Below are 15046 nucleotides of genomic sequence, written 5' to 3'. Positions count from 1 at the left end.
CGTCGAGGGGGCGGCGATCAGGCCGGCGATGACGGCTGTTCCTCGGAAACGTCGCGCCGCCATGCCACCCATTCGCCTTCGCCTTCGTAATGGCGCAGCCCCCGCGCGGCGGTCGCCAGTCCCGCCCGCAGCACGTCCATGTCGAGTCCCGGCATGTTGCGAAGCAGGGCGGGCGGCAAGTCGTTGATATCCAGCACGCGCTCGTCGAACTCCATCCGCATCAGCCCGCCGTCTTCGTTGGCCACGCGAACGAACCACAGGCTTTCCATGTAGTCGCCAAACCAGGGATCCGGATAGATCGCCTGGGTGAACGCGAAGCCGAACTCGTGCACGTCGCGCCAGGGCCAGAACTGCTGCAGTCCCATGGCGCGTGCCAGCTCGCCCGACCGCGTGAGGCCGGCGTCATCAAAGCGCACGATTTCCTGCAAGGGATCTTCGGCCGGTGGCGGACCGGCAAACCATCGCTTGATGCGTGACCACATGGCGTCGCGAATGAGGGGATGAGGGACGTGCAGTGTAATGGGGCCGGGTTCGTGAAAAAATGTTACAACCGTTGATCCCCATCAACGCGGCGTGCCGTGGCGCACGTTAGGGTTTGACGTTTGCGCAGCAAGGACAGGACCAATGACCGACAAGACATCGCCAGCCCCCGATCAAGACGCCCCGCCGGCGCCCTCCAAGCGGTCCAGCAGCGGCCAAGGCGCCGCCAAGCGTACGGCAAGCACGCGCCGCGCGCCCGTCACGCGCGCCGCCAAGGGTGTAGCGAAGCCGGCCGGCGTTGCAGGGGCAGCCATCGACCCCGCCGTTGAACCGGCCCTTGAATTGCGCAAGCGCGTGGCCGCGCGGCAGGACGCGGCGCGGCAGGAGACCGCGGCGGTGCTGGCCGATATCGCCAGCCGCTACACCATCGGCAATCCGGGCGAGGCGCACGCGGCGCTGCGCACCGTCATCGACGCGCTGTCGCCCGACGACGCGCAGGCGGTGCATCGTGCGCTGCTGGAGGCCAACCGTCAGACCCCGGGCGCGCGCCGCAATCCCGACGACGAGCTGGCGGGAGATTGGCGCGAGGGCGTCTACCCGTATCGTCACCGCATGCTGCGGCGCAATTACGAAAAGCAGAAGTACAAGCTGCAGGTCGAACTGCTGAAGCTGCAGGCGTGGGTCAAGGCCACCGGCCAGCGCGTCGTGATCCTGTTCGAGGGGCGCGACGCCGCGGGCAAGGGCGGCACGATCAAGCGCATGATGGAACACCTGAATCCGCGCGGCGCGCGCGTGGTCGCACTGGAAAAGCCGTCCGATACCGAAAAGGGCCAGTGGTACTTCCAGCGTTACGTGCAACACCTGCCGACCGCCGGCGAGATCGTCATGTTCGATCGCTCCTGGTACAACCGCGCCGGCGTCGAACGCGTGATGGGCTTTTGCTCGCAGGACGAATACCTGGCGTTCCTGCGCCAGACGCCAGATTTCGAGCGCCATCTGGTCAGCAGCGGCATCACGCTGATCAAGCTGTGGTTTTCGGTCAGCCAGGAAGAACAGCGCAGCCGCTTCCAGCAACGCAAGGTGCATCCGCTCAAGCAATGGAAGCTGAGCCCGGTCGATCTGGCGTCGCTGGACAAGTGGGACGACTACACGCGCGCCAAGGAAGCCATGTTTGCCCACACCGACACCGCCGACGCGCCGTGGATCGTGGTCAAGTCCGACTGCAAGAAGCGCGCCCGTCTGAACGCCATGCGTTATGTGCTGAGCCGCCTGCCTTACGAGGGCAAGAGCGACGACCCGCATATGGCGATCGACTCGCTGATCGTGGGCCGGGCGCTGTAAGGCTTCAGCCGCCCAGCGCAGCCAGGTTCAATACGTGGCTGCGTCCGATCCACACCGCGCAGTCGCGGTGGTCGCGCAGCGAATGGCCGGTGTTCGGGTGCATGAAAACATCCAGCGCGCCGTGGTTCAGCGTAAGCCACGTTGCGATCTCGGCCAGGTGCTGCGGGTCAAAGGCAATCTGGTAGCTCCATTGCGGATGCGGGCCCACGGGGCGCTCATGGAAGCGCCCCATGTCCATCTTGCCGTCAAACGTCGCGACAATCCGTTCGCGCAGGGCGAACGCGGTGTCGCGGCTTGCCGTGTCGAAGTACACATGGGCATGCCAGCTCGCGACGTCCGTCACGGAAATTTCCATTGTTCTGTCCTGATACCTGATACGGTTCAGCCGCCCGCGCGCTTGGCGCGGTGGCCCTGCTTCGTCAGCGCCTCGAGGATGCGGTCGCAGTGGTCGCCCTGCACCTCGATCACGCCGTCCTTGACGGTGCCGCCCGAACCGCACGCGGTCCGCAGCTGCTTGCCCAGCGCGTTCAAGGCGTCGGGCGCCAGCGCCAGTCCGCGCACCAGCGTCACGCTCTTGCCGCCGCGCCCCTTGGTTTCACGCGAGACGCGCGCCACGCCGTCACCTGCCGGGACTTTCGCGGCCGCCGCCTTGCATTGACATTGCGCGACGGGCTGACGGCATTGCGGGCACATGCGCCCGGTTTCGGTGGAATACACCAGCCCGCCGGTTGCGGCGCGCTTCATCAGGATTTGCCCCGTATCTGGTCGATGAGACGGCGGTCACGCTTGGTGGGGCGCCCCGCTTCGATGCCCAGTGCCGGCTCCGGCGCGAGTCGGCGCATTTCGGCGGCGCGTTCGCGGGCGGCCACGCTTTCGGGCGTCTCTTCGTACAGTTGGCGCGCAACCGGGGCAGGCCCGCGCACGCCGCTGACGGCCACGACGCGCACCTGCACGGCGGGGTCTTCCTTGCGTACCGTGATCACGTCGCCCGCGCCGACCTCGCGCGCGGGCTTGGCGGGCTGTCCGTTCACGAACACGCGGCCCTTGCCGATTTCATCCGAAGCCAGGCTGCGCGTCTTGTAGAAGCGCGCCGCCCAAAGCCATTTGTCGAGCCGGATCTTGTCCATCCTGCGGGTTCCTGCGGTGAAGCTGGTCAAGGCGTCATGATAGCGCCGCCCGGAGACCGGAAGCGCCGGCGGGCATGGCATGCACCCGCGCGCGCGTCGCCAACCGTTGCCCAATTGCGACCGCGCAGGGCAAAAAAAGCGGCGCCCCGAAGAGCGCCGCAAACCGGCTACGCGGTGTCCGGGCCGTGGGGCCCGGCAGTACTCAATCCAGCTTCAATCCAGCTTCCTTCACGACGCGCTGCCACTTCTCGATTTCGGCGCGGCGGAACGTGTCCAGTTCGGCGGGCGTGGAGCCGATGGGCTCGGCGCCGATGCCGGCAAGCTGCTCGGCAATCGTAGGATCCTTCAGCACCTTGGCCAACGCCTGCGAGACTTGCTCGACGATGGCGGGCGGCGTGCCGGCCGGGGCGAACACGGCGTTCCATTCGTAGGTCTCGTAGCCCGGCACGCCCGACTCGGCGATGGTGGGCAATTCGGGCGCGGTCTTGGAGCGTTCCAGCCCGCCGACGGCCACGGCGCGCAGCTTGCCGTTCTTCACGTGCTGCCAGGCCGAGCCCATGCTCGCGAACATGACGGGGACCTGGCCCGACATCACGTCGATCATGGCCGGGCCGCCGCCCTTGTACGCGACGTGCTGCAACTGCGTCTTGGCCAGCAGGTTGAACAGTTCACCCGCCAGGTGCTGGGCGGAGCCGGGGCCGGCCGACGCGAAGTACACCGGCTCCTTGGCATCGGGCTGACCGAGCTTGATCAGGTCGCCGACCGACTTCACTTCATACGACGGCGTCACGACCAGCACGTTGGGCACGCGCAGCAGCAGCGACACGGGCGCGAAGGCCGACAGCGTGTCGAACTGCATCTTGCTGTGCAGCGCGGGGTTCTGCGCGTGGTTGGAAGCGTCCAGCATCAGCGTGTAGCCGTCGGGCTGGGCCTTGGCGACGACGGCGCCGCCGATCATGCCGCCGGCGCCGCCGCGGTTTTCAATGACGACGGGCTGGCCGAGTTCAGCCGCGAGCTTCGGGCCGATCAGGCGGGCGACCACGTCCACGGTGCCGCCGGGCGGGTAGGTCACGACCAGCGTGACGGCGCGTTCGGGGTAGGCGGCGTGCGCGGCGCCAGCAGCGCCAGCCAGCAGGCCGGCGGCGGCGAACAGCGCGCTACGGTGCGCCAGGCGTTTGAACAGAGGGGTCATGGAGCGTCTCCTTGGAATTGGAATAGCCGCAACGGCGTGTCGGCGAGTACGGTGCGCCGTTGCGCGGGGTCGTCGATCCAGGCGTCCAGCCACTGCGTCGCGGCGGGATAGGACGCCAGGTGGCGATGTTCGGTATGGGGCCAGTCGCTGCCCCACATCAGGCGTTCAGGGGTGTAGGCGTCCAGCAATTGCTGCGTGGCCAGACGGCCGGCCGCGGCGCAGGCCGGCGCCGCCCAGTTGCGGTACGGCGCGGCCAGCTTGACCCAGATCCGGCCGCTGTCCGCCTGGCGCAGCAGGTATTGGAAGCCTGCGTCCAGGACGCCGAGCGCGGGATCCGGGCGGCCGAAATGGTCGACCACGATGCGGCAGCCGGCCGCCAGCAAGGCCGGCAACACGCCGTCCAGGCGCGCGGCTTGCAAGTGCACTTCAACGTGCCAGTTCAGGGCATTGACGCGGGCCAGCAGCACCTGCCACGCCGGCGTCTGCAGCGCGGGCGCGTCCAGGCCGAAAAGGTTCAGACGGATGCCGACCACGCCGGCGTCGGCCAGGGCCTGCAGTTCGGATTCGCTGGCATCCTGCGCCACGACGGCCACGCCGCGCAGGCGGGCGGGGGCGCCACGCAGCGCCTCGACCAGATGGCTGTTGTCCGTGCCCAGGAAACTGGGCTGCACCAGGACGCCGTGGGTCAAACCGTGCGCGTCCAGCAGCCCCAGGTACTCGGCCAGCGTGGCGTCGTAGTCGGGCGTGTGACGGCGCGTGTTGGCCAAGGCGAGGCCTTGGTGAAACACGTGGGCGTGGGTGTCGACGGCGGCGCCTGGAATCGGCGGGGGCAAAGCGGTCTCCTCATGCGGCGCACCGCTCTCTCGGAACGGCGACGCGCTATGTAGTGTTCTGTAAGTCGGGATTCTAGGAAGTCGGGGTATAGTTTTCCATTCTGGAAAGGCGCATTAAATATATTGGAACGATATGGAAACCCGGCATCTGCGGTACTTCCTGGCAGTGGTTGACCACGGCAGCGTGAGCCGCGCCTCGGACTGGCTGGGCATCGCGCAGCCGGCGCTGAGCCAGGCGTTGACGCGCATGGAGAAAGACCTGGGCGTGCGCCTGTTCGAGCGGTCGCGACAGGGCACGACGCCCACGCCCGCCGCGCAGGCCATCCTGGAGGACGTGCGCGCCAGCGTCGCCCGCATTGACGCGGCGGCCCGGCGCGCCAGGGAGATCGGGCGGGGCAGCGCGGGCCAGTTGACGGTCGGGCTGGTGTCCTCGGCGCTCTTTGACACCTTGCCCCGCGCGCTGCGACAGATGCGCAAGCAGGCGCCCGGCGTGCGCATCATCCTGCGTGAAATGAGCAATGCCCAACAGGCCGAGGCTTTGCAGACCGGCGACATCGACATCGGCCTGATGCACACGCCCGTCGCCGTCGGCGGCCGCATGCGCGAGCGCCAGTTGTTGCGCGACCGGCTGGTGGCCGCCGTGCCCGACGAATTCGAGGTCGATGCCGACGGCCAGGTGTCGATGGCGCAGATCGCGCAGGCCGGCCTGGTGATGTACCCGCAGACGCAACTGCCGGCATTTTATGCGGCCATCCTGGATGCCATGCGCAAGGGCGGCCACGATGCGCACGTGAACCAGGAGGCCAGCCTCACGCTGACGGTGCTGTCGTGCGTGGCGGGCGGTTGCGGCGTGGCCTTGCTGCCCAGCTGGATCCGGTCCATGGGATTTCGAGGCGTCCGCTTTTGCGAGGTGCGCGATGGCGAGCGTCTCCCCAGCTTCGACTTGAGCGCGATCTGGCCGGCGCGCAGCGTGCCGACGCTGGCGGATCTGTTCGCCAATCTGGATCTCAGATCCGAATAAGAGCGTCACGTCTTTCAACGGCCCTTCAACGTCCTTCAATCAGGCTTAAGCGAGGCTTAAAACCGCGTTTTTGCCGGAACTGCCGTCGATCCCGCCGTCTAACCAGGAACTTCTTTGCGAGGTTCCGGGCTCATGGATCTGAATTGGCAGCAGCAACTCGCGGAAAGCGCCCTGTGGCTCGTGCGCGCATTCGGCATCTCCGCCGTCGCGCTGGCGCTCGTCACGCTCGTCCTGACCCGCACCACCGTCTGGGGCCGCAAATTCTGGCGGCTGGCCTGGCCGTATCTCACGCCGCGCCGCAGTTGGCGTCCGATGCTGACGCTGGCGCTGCTGCTGTTCCTGGCGATGTTCGCAGTGCGCATGACCGTGCTGTTCTCGTTTTGGTACAACGGCTTCTACAGCGCCCTGCAGGCGCTGGATCAGGCCGTCTTCTGGCACTTTCTGGGCATTTTCGCCGTGCTCGCCACGGTGCATGTGGTGCGCAGCCTGGCCGACAGCTATGTGGGGCAGGCCTTCGACATCCATTGGCGCGTCTGGCTGAATGATCGGCTGACGCGCGACTGGCTGGGCGCGGGCGCCTACTACCGCGGACACTTCCTGGCCGAACCCGTCGACAATCCTGACCAGCGGATCGAGCAGGACATCGCGCAGTTCGTGACGGGCTCGCGCACGCTGGCCATCGGCGCGCTGAGCGCGATTGTGTCGCTGGTGGCCTTCACGTCGATCCTGTGGGGGTTGTCGGGTCCGTTGACACTCGGCGGCGTCGAAATCCCGCGCGCCATGGTGTTCGTGGTGTATCTGTACGTCATCGTCGCCACGTGGCTGGCCTTCAAGATCGGGCGTCCGCTCATCAAGCTGAACTTCCTGTCCGAGCGTCTGACCGCCAACTTCCGTTATGCGCTGGTGCGCCTGCGCGAGAACGCCGAGAACGTCGCGTTCTACCAGGGCGAGGAAGTCGAGTGCGCGACCCTGTGGACCCGCTTCACCTCCTACATCGCCAATCTCTGGCAGCGCGTGTACCGGGGCTTGAAGTTCGACGGCTTCAACCTGTCGGTCAGCCAGATCGCAGTGGTGTTTCCGTTCATCCTGCAGGCGCCGCGTTTCTTCAGCGGGGCAATCAAACTGGGCGATGTCATGCAGACGTCGCAGGCGTTCGGGCAGGTCCAGGAATCGCTGTCGTTCTTTCGCAGTTCGTACGACACCTTCGCGCAGTACCGCGCCACGCTGGATCGTCTGAACGGATTCCTGGACGCCAACGAGGCCGCCCGCGCGCTGCCACAGGTGCAGACGCAAGCCCTGCCGGACGGCCTGCAGATCGAAGGCCTGGACGTCTCGCGCCCGGATGGCGCGCGTCTCCTGGAAAGCCTGAACCTGCGCCTGCACCCCGGTCAGGCCCTGCTGATCAAGGGGCCGTCGGGTAGCGGCAAAACGACCTTGCTGCGCGCGCTGGCGGGCCTGTGGCCGTATGCCAGCGGCGAGGTGCGGCGGCCGCAAGGCGAGTCTGCGTTGTTCCTGTCGCAGCGGCCTTATCTGCCGCTGGGCGACCTGCGAGGCGCGGTGGCGTATCCGGGACTGGCGCAGCCGGCCGACGACGCGCGTCTGGCCGACGCGCTCAGGCAGGTCAACCTGGCGCATCTGGCCAGCCGGCTCGACGAGGTGCACGACTGGTCGCGCGTGTTGTCGCTGGGCGAGCAGCAGCGCATCGCGTTTGCGCGCGTGCTGTACAACCGGCCGGCGCTGGTGTTTCTGGACGAGGCCACTTCGGCCACGGACGAAGGACTGGAACACATGCTGTACAGCCTGCTGCGCGACGCGTTGCCGGACAGCATGCTGGTCAGCGTGGGCCATCGCAGCACGCTGGATGCTTTCCATACGCAGCGGCTGGATCTGGATGGAACGGGCCGTTGGAAGGTCGGCCCGATGCCGGTGTCGCACCTCGGCGAGGCGTTGCGCAGGGCGGCGGCCTGAGGGACTGCGCTGCAGATGCAAAAGACCGCACGTAGCGGCCTTTTGCACGTCTTGTCGAAAATCAGGTCCCTACGCGCAGCGGACCCGTCAGCTTGCGCAACGCGGCGATCACGCTTTGCGCGGTGATGCGCCCGGTCTTCGGATTGGCGGAAGGAATGTTCTGGATTTCCACCGAGAACGAGGCGGAATCCGACACGACCTCGACGCGATGCACGTTGCGTTCGAGTGAGGGATCTGCCCAGATTTCCAGCGTGGTGCGGTCCGGGCCGATGCCCGCCAGCGACACGCTGACGGCCACGTTGAGGTTGGCCGGAAAGCCCACGGCGGCCTCGCGCGGCGAGCCGCGGAAGATCAGGCGCGGTTCGGTGATGCCTTCGATGTCGATGTTGTTTTCGGTAAGGTAGGGCGCGCCAAGCAGGCCGCGCACCGGTTTGCGGGTGATCATCGTGACCGAGTGGATGACGCCTTCCGCGGCGGCGGTGATGGCGTCCAGTCCAAGAATGGCGCCCGACGGCACGATGACCTGGCCACCATGCTGGCCCGCGATGCCGATCAGGTCTTCGTGGCGCAGCAACGCGCCCGAACTGAGCACCACCATCTTCTTGCCGGCACGCAGCACGGGTTCGGCGATGTCGCGGAACACGGCAGCGGGCGCGCATTCCACGACCACGTCGCAGTGCTCGGCAAGCCCGTCGATAGTGGTGAAGGTGGGCGTGCCGTTCTTCCAGTCGAAGGCGGGCGGGGCGTTGGGATCGCGCACCGCGACGGCGGCGAGGGTCAGGCCGGGCAGGCCCGCATCCAGGGATTGCGCCACGGCCTGGCCGATGGCGCCGAAGCCGGCGATGCCGACGCGGAAGCTGTTCATGGGTATCCGGAGTGTTGGGCCAACGGCGGGACCGCGGGCGGTTCGGGAATGCGGCGCAAAGGCCATGCCGCAAGACTGCCGGCCACTGTAGCCACGGCATCGCGAGGCGTCAATGCGGGATGCCCGCAAGGCTGGGAAGACGTGTGCGCAGGGCCGTGGGTCACGTCGCCCGCAACGCGCCACATGTTGCCGGCGCGGTGTCGCTGCGAGGGCATCTACGACAGCGCGAATTCCTCGCCGTCGTAGTGGCTGGCAATCTCGATCTCGCCGGACGCCAGGCGCCCAGACCAGGCGTCCAGCTCGCGCCGCTCGTAGGCAGTGACGTCTGCGCCAAGCACGAGCCGCAACGAGGCCGCAGCCTCCAGGCCAAAACGCGTGATGCGTCCCACGGCCAGCGCGCCCGCGGCGTGGTCCGCGGTTGCTCGCTCCACGCACAGGCCGGAGTCCGCCAGCGCCGATGCCAGATAGACCTCCGGATCGCGGGCTACCCAATCCAGCACGTTGCCGATCTGCCAGATGCCGGCCTCGCGGCAGGCGCGCGTGACGCCGTCGCGGCCGCCATCCATCATCGCGAACAGCACGCGGGCGCGTTGTGCGGCGAGCGCACGTGTCCAGGCCTCACCCAGGTCGGGGTCGTGCTGATTGCCGCAAAAACCCGTGAGCGGATCCCGGCCTGTCACGCGGCGCACGCCGTCGGCAAAGGCGGCGCGGCCCTTCAGACCGGGCCGGACGCGCTCGCCGGAGAGGTGTGCGGGGCGGCCATCCGCGGGGCGGCCACCCGCGGGGCGGCCATCCGCGACCAGGCCGCCCGCGCCGTCTCCCTCCGCCCGCAAGCCGGCCAGAATCCCGGCAAGAAACGCGGAATGCTCCTGCAGAATCTCATAGCTCGCGACGTTGGCCGCCGTATGACTGCCTTGGGTGATGGCGAACTGCATGCGCGGAAAATGCGGCGCCACCTCGGCCACGGGCACGTCGCCCTGGCCGCCGTGCACGATCACCAGATCCGGGTTGCCGTTGCACAACTGCGCAAGGCGCTCGGCACGCGCGGCCGGATCAGTGGCCGCGACCCATTCCTCGTGCAGCGCATGGCCCGCACGCGCCGCGCGCTCGGCGCCCTGCAATGCCGCCTCGTTGAAGCCGCCGCGGCCGGGAAAGCCGAACAGCACGAGCAGACGGCGGGCGCTCACAGGCTGGCTCCCGTCGCGCGCACCACCGGCCCCCAGCTATCGGCCTGCCGGCGCACGAAATCGGTGAACTCCGCCGGCGTCTTCTGCGCCAGCACGAAGCCCTGGCCCTCGAGCTTGGCCCGAATGTCCGGATTGTCCAGCACGGATCCGACCTCCGCGTGCAGCCGCACGGCGACCGCGTCGGGCAGGCCCGCGGGGGCGGAGAGTCCGATGAAGTTTTCCGCGACCAGGCCCGGATAGCCCAGTTCGCCCACTGAAGCGATGCTGGGCGCCTGCGGCACGCGCTGCTGCGTGGTGACGGCCAACAGACGCAGTTGCCCTGAACGCAGGAAGGGCAGGTTCTGCGGCAGGGCATCCACCGCCACGCGGATCTGTCCGCCCAGCAGGTCGTTGCGCATGGCGCCGGAGCCCTTGTACGGGATGTGCTGCAGCGGCGCGCCCGTCTGCCGCGAATACAGCTCGCCCACGATCTGCCCCACGGACGCCAGCCCGCCGCTGCCGTATTGCACCGGCTGGTCCTGCGCCTTGATCCAGGCGGTCAGCTCGGCAAGGCTGGACACCGGCACGGACGGGTGCACGACAAACACCGTGGGCACTGCGCCCAGGTAGGCGACATGGCGGAAGCTTGCCAGCGCGTCGTACCCGCCTTGCGGCATCAGCGCCGGCGAGATCGACAGGGGCGCCGAGTTCGACATCAGCAACGTGTAGCCGTCGGCGGGCGACTGTGCGACAAGGTTTGCGCCGATGGTCGAGCCCGCGCCCGGCTTGTTTTCGATGACGATGGACTGACCCAGCCGTTCGGCCAGCACGGGCGCAATGATGCGCGCGGCGATGTCGCTTGCGCCACCGGGCGGAAACGTGACGACAAGACGGATGGGACGCGCGGGCCAGTCTGACGCGCGCGCCAGGCGAGGCCGAGCCAGCGGCAGCGCCAGCGTGCTGGCAAGCAGGAATTTGCGTCGGGAGATCGGCATGGCGAAAGCTTCTGTCGTGCGGCCGCATGGCGGCAAAGGCGCACACTGTAAGAAGCGGGGCGGCGGCTGACAAAGAATTTGTAGCCGTTTGCTTATGCCGTCCTGGTAGCCGAAGCGATAGCAGGCGTGAAGCCTGTCGCCACCGTTGCCGATGCACGTTCCGCGATGGACGCGGCGCGTGCATCGGCGATCCGGGCAAGAACGATCAACTGCCCTTGCGCGCGCTCGCCATGTAGTCGACCGTCAGGTTCGACAGCGCGCGCACGCCGTTGATGAGCCCCGACTCGTCAACGTGAAAGCGCGGCGAATGGTTCGGTGCGGCCTTGTCGACATCCGTTCCCTTGGGCGTTACGCCCAGGTAGAAGAACATGCCGGGCACCTTCTCCTGATAGAACGAAAAGTCCTCGGACGCCGTCGACTTGGGTTGCAAGCCATAGTTGCCTTCGCCCGCCACGCGCCGCAGCGTGGGACCCATCTGCTCGGCCAGCGCCGGCGGATTGACGGTGGCGTTGTAAAGCTCGACGACTCGCACGTCCGCCTTGGCGCCCGCGCTTTGCGCGATCATGTCCGCGGTGCGCGCGATGCGTTGATGGATGTCCTTCTTCATGCCTTCGTCGTATGTCCGGATGGTGCCGGTCATCGCAACGCTGTCGGGCACGATGTTCATGCGGTTGCCGCCGTGGATGGCGCCCACCGTGATCACCGCCGGTTCCAGCATGCTGTTGATCTGTCGGCTGGGAATGGTCTGCAAACCCAGGATGATCTGCGAGCTGACCACGATGGGGTCGATCCCGGACCACGGGCGCGCGCCGTGCGTCTGCTTGCCGGTCACGTCGATCCAGAACTGGTCGGCGGCGGCCATTGCGGGACCTGCGCGCCATGCCAGCCAGCCGGCCGGGTAAGCGCTGGACACGTGCAGACCGAAGATCGCGTCGACCTTGGGATTGTCCAGCACGCCTTCCTGCACCATCATCTTCGCGCCCCAGACCTTCTTGCCGTCGGGCTCGAAGTCCGCGGGGCTTTCCTCGGCGGGCTGGAAGATGAACTTGACCGTGCCGGGCAGCTCGTCCTTCATGCCGGCCAGCACTTCGGCGGCCGCCATCAGGATCGCCGTGTGCGCATCGTGGCCGCACGCGTGCATGACGTCGACTTCCTTGCCGAGGTACGTGCCCTTGGCCTTGGACGCGAACGGCACGTCTACCTGTTCTTTGACGGGCAGGGCGTCCATGTCCGCGCGCAGCGCCACCACGGGCCCCGGCTTGCCGCCCTTGAGGGCCGCGACCACGCCGGTGCCCGCAACGCCGGTCTTCACGTCCATGCCCAGCGCGCGCAGATGATCGGCGACCAGTTTGGACGTGCGGTGTTCCTGGTTGCCGAGCTCCGGATGCTGATGGATGTCGCGGCGCCACGCGATAAGCTTGTCTTCGATGGCCTTGGCGCGTTCGTCAATCTGCGCGGCCAGCGCGGGGTTGGCGGCGGGTTGCACCGTGCCTTGCGTGCCGGGTGCGCCTTGCGCGGCCGCCGGGCCGGAAAAGATCAGGTGGGCGGCCAGCGCCAAGGGCGCCAGACGGAACAGGGAATTGCGTTGCGGCATGCTCTCCTCCTCAGGGTAGTTAACTTGTTATTGACAAGGATCTTACCCGAGGGCCCCAGCGCAAGGGGTCCTGTTTCCAGTGCTTACGTTGCGCGGAATTTACCGCGCGCCGGCGCTACTGCAGCTTGATGCCCAGTTCCTTGATCAGCGGTCCCATTTCGGCGCGATCGGCCTCGATGGTGGCCGCCAGTTCCTCGGGCGAACTGCCGATCGGAATCATGCCCAGCGTTTCCATCTGCGCTTTCATCGCAGGGTCTTTCAGGATGTCGGTCACCGCCTTCTGGATCTGCGCGACGCGGTCCTTGGGGATGCCGGCCGGTCCCATGAGGCCGATCCACGGCTGCGGTGCGTAGTCCAGTCCCGACTCCTTCAACGTGGGCGTGTCGGGCAGGCCGCCAAAGCGTTGCGGACTGGTGATTGCCAACGCCCGCAGCCGTCCGCTGTCGATCAGGCCTTTCGAGCTGGACGGGGCGTCCAGGCCCACGTCGAGCTGCCCGCCGATCAGGTCATTCTGCGTTTTTCCCGACGAGGATGACGGCACGTACAGCGCCTTGATGCCGGCGCGCCGCGCCGTCTGTTCCCAGACCAGGTGAAACGCGGTGCCGATCGAGAACGAGCCCACGCTCAAGTTTCGCGTCTTGCTTTCGCGCACGAAGTCTTCCCAGGTCTTGAGGGGACTGTCCTTGGGCACGATGAAGATGAACGGCGTGCGCGCCACCAGCGAGATGGGCTGCAAGTCCTTTTGCGTGTCGAACGGCAGGCTGTCCACCGCAAACGGCACGATGGTCACGGACGACGCGACGACCATGCCGAGCGTGTAGCCGTCTGGCGCGGACTTGACCAGTGCGCCGGTGCTGATGATGCCCGAGGCGCCCGGCTTGTTTTCCACGACCACGGGCTGGCCCCAGGCCGCGCCGAGTTTGCTGGCGAGGACGCGCAGCATGACGTCGACCGGACCGCCGGGCGGATTGGACACGATGATCTTGACCGGCTTGTCGGGATAGGCGGCGGTGGCGGCAAGCGGCAGGGCAAGCGCCAGCGCCAGGAAGGTTTGCTTGAACATGGAATTCCCCTTGTGTTGTTGGTATGCGGGGCGCGGCGGCAAGGCCGGCGCCTGTCGTGTGGCGTAGCGGGCTCAGGCCAGGATCTGCATGTGTGGCGCTTGCGGCCAATCCGGCGCATCGCCGTGGATGAACGCCAGCCATGCGGTCTGCGTCTGGCGCGCCAGTTGCTCGCCCTGCGCGGCAGGTAGTCCTGCCAGCATCGGGGCGTCGGCAAATGCCTGCAGCGTGTCGAACACGAACGGCAATTCAATGCAGTGGCAGGCGCCGAAGCTGTCCGTCGGCGCGACATCAAAGCGCGCCAGCCAGGCGTTGCGGCCTTGGGCCACGGCCTGCCGGGCCCAAAGCCGGGAGGGCGCGCCGAAGACGGCGTCGCCCATCTCCTGGCTGGCGGCGTCGGTGCCGTGGTCCGGGAACGCGGCCATTTCGTCGCGCGTGTAGCAGACCAGTACGTCCGCGCGGCCCGCGGCGGTCAAGAGCGCCGGGGCGATCTCTTTCGGCAGCACCTGGCCGTCCAGCACCGGCGAGAACAGGCTGCGGCTGCTGCCTTCGGCCCGCAGGGCCTGCACGACCTCGGGCGCTTGCTGCGCCGCCAGCAACGCGGACACCGGCAGCTCGCGCGCCGTCGAAAGCGAGTCGGCGCCGGCCGCGCGCAGAAAGACCTGTCCCAGCGCGTCGGCCTGCTGGGCGCTGCGAAAGCCGCGGCCCAGCGCGGCGCTTTGCAGGATGGCGCGGGAGAAGCGCGGCTGGCGCGCCAGCACGGCGCAGATCGACGAGGCGCCTGCCGATTGGCCCATGACTGTGATGCGCGCCGGATCGCCGCCCAGATCCTGGATGTGGTCCAGCACCCAGTCGATCGCCAGTTCCTGATCCAGCAAGCCGACGTTGGCCGTTTGCCCGGGCACGTACAGCCAGCCCAGCGCGGCCAGCCGGTAGTTGACGGCCACGACCACTACGTTGCCGCGTTCGGCCAGGCGGGCGCCGTCGTACCAGTCCAGCGCGCCGCCGCCGCTTTGCCAGGCGCCGCCGTGCAGCCAGACGACCACGGGGCGGCGCTTGCCGTCCGCGGCCGGCGTCCAGACCGTCAGGTGCAGGCAGTCTTCGGATTGTTCGGCGTCGAAATCGCCCATGGCGCCGCGCAGGCGCGAGGGCAACTGCGGCGGGACGGGGCCGGTACCCGTAGCGTCGAATTCGCCGCGAATGTCCGCCGGTTGCGGCGGTGCAAAGCGCAGTTCGCCCACGGGCGCCTGCGCATACGGAATGGCGCCATAGCGGCACACGCCGCCGTCGCGCACGCCAACCAGCGTGCCAGTGCGCAGCGCCGCCTTTACGCGTTCACTCATATTCCTGCCCCTTGTATCGTTGTTCATCGTCCAGCGGCGGCAATCTGTGCTGCCGCCGGA

The 15046-nt window shown here is 67.7% G+C and carries 15 protein-coding genes; 3 read left to right on the top strand and 12 right to left on the bottom strand.

Features of this window, described 5'->3' with window-relative positions; all coding sequences use genetic code 11:
• Positions 1 to 17: 17 nt before the first annotated feature.
• Complete coding sequence (locus AB3147_RS18205; protein WP_239216470.1) at positions 18 to 482, bottom strand: hypothetical protein; 465 nt, start codon at positions 480 to 482, stop codon at positions 18 to 20.
• A 142-nt stretch (positions 483 to 624) separates the two neighbouring features.
• Between AB3147_RS18205 and ppk2 the strand changes: the two genes are divergently transcribed.
• Entirely contained in the window at positions 625 to 1821 is a 1197-nt protein-coding gene (gene ppk2 / locus AB3147_RS18200) for a polyphosphate kinase 2 (RefSeq protein WP_367352633.1), read from the top strand.
• Between the two features lie 4 nt (positions 1822 to 1825).
• Here the strand turns inward: ppk2 and AB3147_RS18195 are convergent, their stop codons facing one another.
• From AB3147_RS18195 to AB3147_RS18175, 5 genes are all read right to left on the bottom strand, one after another.
• Positions 1826 to 2176 (bottom strand): DOPA 4,5-dioxygenase family protein, encoded by a 351-nt coding sequence (locus AB3147_RS18195; protein ID WP_367352632.1) that lies wholly within the window; start codon positions 2174 to 2176, stop codon positions 1826 to 1828.
• 26 nt (positions 2177 to 2202) lie between these two features.
• Complete coding sequence (locus AB3147_RS18190; protein WP_175123577.1) at positions 2203 to 2565, bottom strand: translation initiation factor Sui1; 363 nt, start codon at positions 2563 to 2565, stop codon at positions 2203 to 2205.
• The gene (locus AB3147_RS18185; protein ID WP_175123576.1) at positions 2565 to 2948 is read right to left on the bottom strand and encodes an RNA-binding S4 domain-containing protein; all 384 of its coding nucleotides are present in this window, start codon (positions 2946 to 2948) and stop codon (positions 2565 to 2567) included. The genes AB3147_RS18190 and AB3147_RS18185 overlap by 1 nt, the downstream gene beginning before the upstream one ends.
• Positions 2949 to 3150: 202 nt before the next feature.
• Positions 3151 to 4140: a tripartite tricarboxylate transporter substrate binding protein gene (locus AB3147_RS18180; RefSeq protein WP_175123575.1), complete on the bottom strand. Its 990-nt coding sequence runs from the start codon at positions 4138 to 4140 to the stop codon at positions 3151 to 3153.
• Entirely contained in the window at positions 4137 to 4973 is an 837-nt protein-coding gene (locus tag AB3147_RS18175; protein WP_367352631.1) for an amidohydrolase family protein, read from the bottom strand. Before AB3147_RS18175 ends, AB3147_RS18180 begins: the two co-directional genes overlap by 4 nt.
• A 133-nt stretch (positions 4974 to 5106) precedes the next feature.
• Here AB3147_RS18175 and AB3147_RS18170 point away from each other — a divergent pair, with 133 nt between their 5' ends.
• Positions 5107 to 5994 (top strand): LysR family transcriptional regulator, encoded by an 888-nt coding sequence (locus AB3147_RS18170; RefSeq protein WP_175123573.1) that lies wholly within the window; start codon positions 5107 to 5109, stop codon positions 5992 to 5994.
• A gap of 132 nt (positions 5995 to 6126) precedes the next feature.
• Positions 6127 to 7962: an ABC transporter ATP-binding protein/permease gene (locus AB3147_RS18165; protein ID WP_367352630.1), complete on the top strand. Its 1836-nt coding sequence runs from the start codon at positions 6127 to 6129 to the stop codon at positions 7960 to 7962.
• A 61-nt stretch (positions 7963 to 8023) separates the two neighbouring features.
• On the opposite strand, the gene AB3147_RS18160 is transcribed toward AB3147_RS18165, so the two are convergent.
• The 6 genes from AB3147_RS18160 to AB3147_RS18135 all read right to left on the bottom strand — a co-directional run bounded on the left by AB3147_RS18160 (position 8024) and on the right by AB3147_RS18135 (position 14986).
• Complete coding sequence (locus tag AB3147_RS18160; RefSeq protein WP_367352629.1) at positions 8024 to 8827, bottom strand: aspartate dehydrogenase; 804 nt, start codon at positions 8825 to 8827, stop codon at positions 8024 to 8026.
• Between the two features lie 215 nt (positions 8828 to 9042).
• Entirely contained in the window at positions 9043 to 10014 is a 972-nt protein-coding gene (locus AB3147_RS18155; protein WP_367352628.1) for a BMP family lipoprotein, read from the bottom strand.
• On the bottom strand, positions 10011 to 10988 hold the full coding sequence (locus AB3147_RS18150; protein ID WP_367352627.1) for a Bug family tripartite tricarboxylate transporter substrate binding protein: 978 nt from the start codon (positions 10986 to 10988) through the stop codon (positions 10011 to 10013). The genes AB3147_RS18155 and AB3147_RS18150 overlap by 4 nt, the downstream gene beginning before the upstream one ends.
• A 205-nt stretch (positions 10989 to 11193) precedes the next feature.
• Entirely contained in the window at positions 11194 to 12582 is a 1389-nt protein-coding gene (locus tag AB3147_RS18145; protein ID WP_367352626.1) for an amidohydrolase, read from the bottom strand.
• 115 nt (positions 12583 to 12697) lie between these two features.
• Positions 12698 to 13645, bottom strand: a complete 948-nt coding sequence (locus AB3147_RS18140) for a Bug family tripartite tricarboxylate transporter substrate binding protein (RefSeq protein ID WP_175123567.1) — start codon at positions 13643 to 13645, stop codon at positions 12698 to 12700.
• A gap of 72 nt (positions 13646 to 13717) precedes the next feature.
• Entirely contained in the window at positions 13718 to 14986 is a 1269-nt protein-coding gene (locus AB3147_RS18135) for a carboxylesterase/lipase family protein (RefSeq protein WP_367352625.1), read from the bottom strand.
• Positions 14987 to 15046 lie beyond the last annotated feature (60 nt).

Origin of the sequence: Achromobacter animicus (assembly GCF_040775605.1) — a bacterium.
Classification (GTDB): Bacteria; Pseudomonadota; Gammaproteobacteria; order Burkholderiales; family Burkholderiaceae_B; genus Achromobacter; species Achromobacter animicus.
Note: the sequence above shows the minus strand (reverse complement) of the source record. Positions and strands in the feature narration are given on the sequence as shown.

Bases quoted from the DNA above. Each gene is read 5' to 3' on its own strand.
- AB3147_RS18205 (WP_239216470.1), bottom strand. From the start codon at position 482: ATGTGGTCACGCATCAAGCGATGGTTTGCCGGTCCGCCACCGGCCGAA.
- ppk2 (WP_367352633.1), top strand. From the start codon at position 625: ATGACCGACAAGACATCGCCAGCCCCCGATCAAGACGCCCCGCCGGCG.
- AB3147_RS18195 (WP_367352632.1), bottom strand. From the start codon at position 2,176: ATGGAAATTTCCGTGACGGACGTCGCGAGCTGGCATGCCCATGTGTAC.
- AB3147_RS18190 (WP_175123577.1), bottom strand. From the start codon at position 2,565: ATGAAGCGCGCCGCAACCGGCGGGCTGGTGTATTCCACCGAAACCGGG.
- AB3147_RS18185 (WP_175123576.1), bottom strand. From the start codon at position 2,948: ATGGACAAGATCCGGCTCGACAAATGGCTTTGGGCGGCGCGCTTCTAC.
- AB3147_RS18180 (WP_175123575.1), bottom strand. From the start codon at position 4,140: ATGACCCCTCTGTTCAAACGCCTGGCGCACCGTAGCGCGCTGTTCGCC.
- AB3147_RS18170 (WP_175123573.1), top strand. From the start codon at position 5,107: ATGGAAACCCGGCATCTGCGGTACTTCCTGGCAGTGGTTGACCACGGC.
- AB3147_RS18165 (WP_367352630.1), top strand. From the start codon at position 6,127: ATGGATCTGAATTGGCAGCAGCAACTCGCGGAAAGCGCCCTGTGGCTC.
- AB3147_RS18160 (WP_367352629.1), bottom strand. From the start codon at position 8,827: ATGAACAGCTTCCGCGTCGGCATCGCCGGCTTCGGCGCCATCGGCCAG.
- AB3147_RS18150 (WP_367352627.1), bottom strand. From the start codon at position 10,988: ATGCCGATCTCCCGACGCAAATTCCTGCTTGCCAGCACGCTGGCGCTG.
- AB3147_RS18145 (WP_367352626.1), bottom strand. From the start codon at position 12,582: ATGCCGCAACGCAATTCCCTGTTCCGTCTGGCGCCCTTGGCGCTGGCC.
- AB3147_RS18140 (WP_175123567.1), bottom strand. From the start codon at position 13,645: ATGTTCAAGCAAACCTTCCTGGCGCTGGCGCTTGCCCTGCCGCTTGCC.
- AB3147_RS18135 (WP_367352625.1), bottom strand. From the start codon at position 14,986: ATGAGTGAACGCGTAAAGGCGGCGCTGCGCACTGGCACGCTGGTTGGC.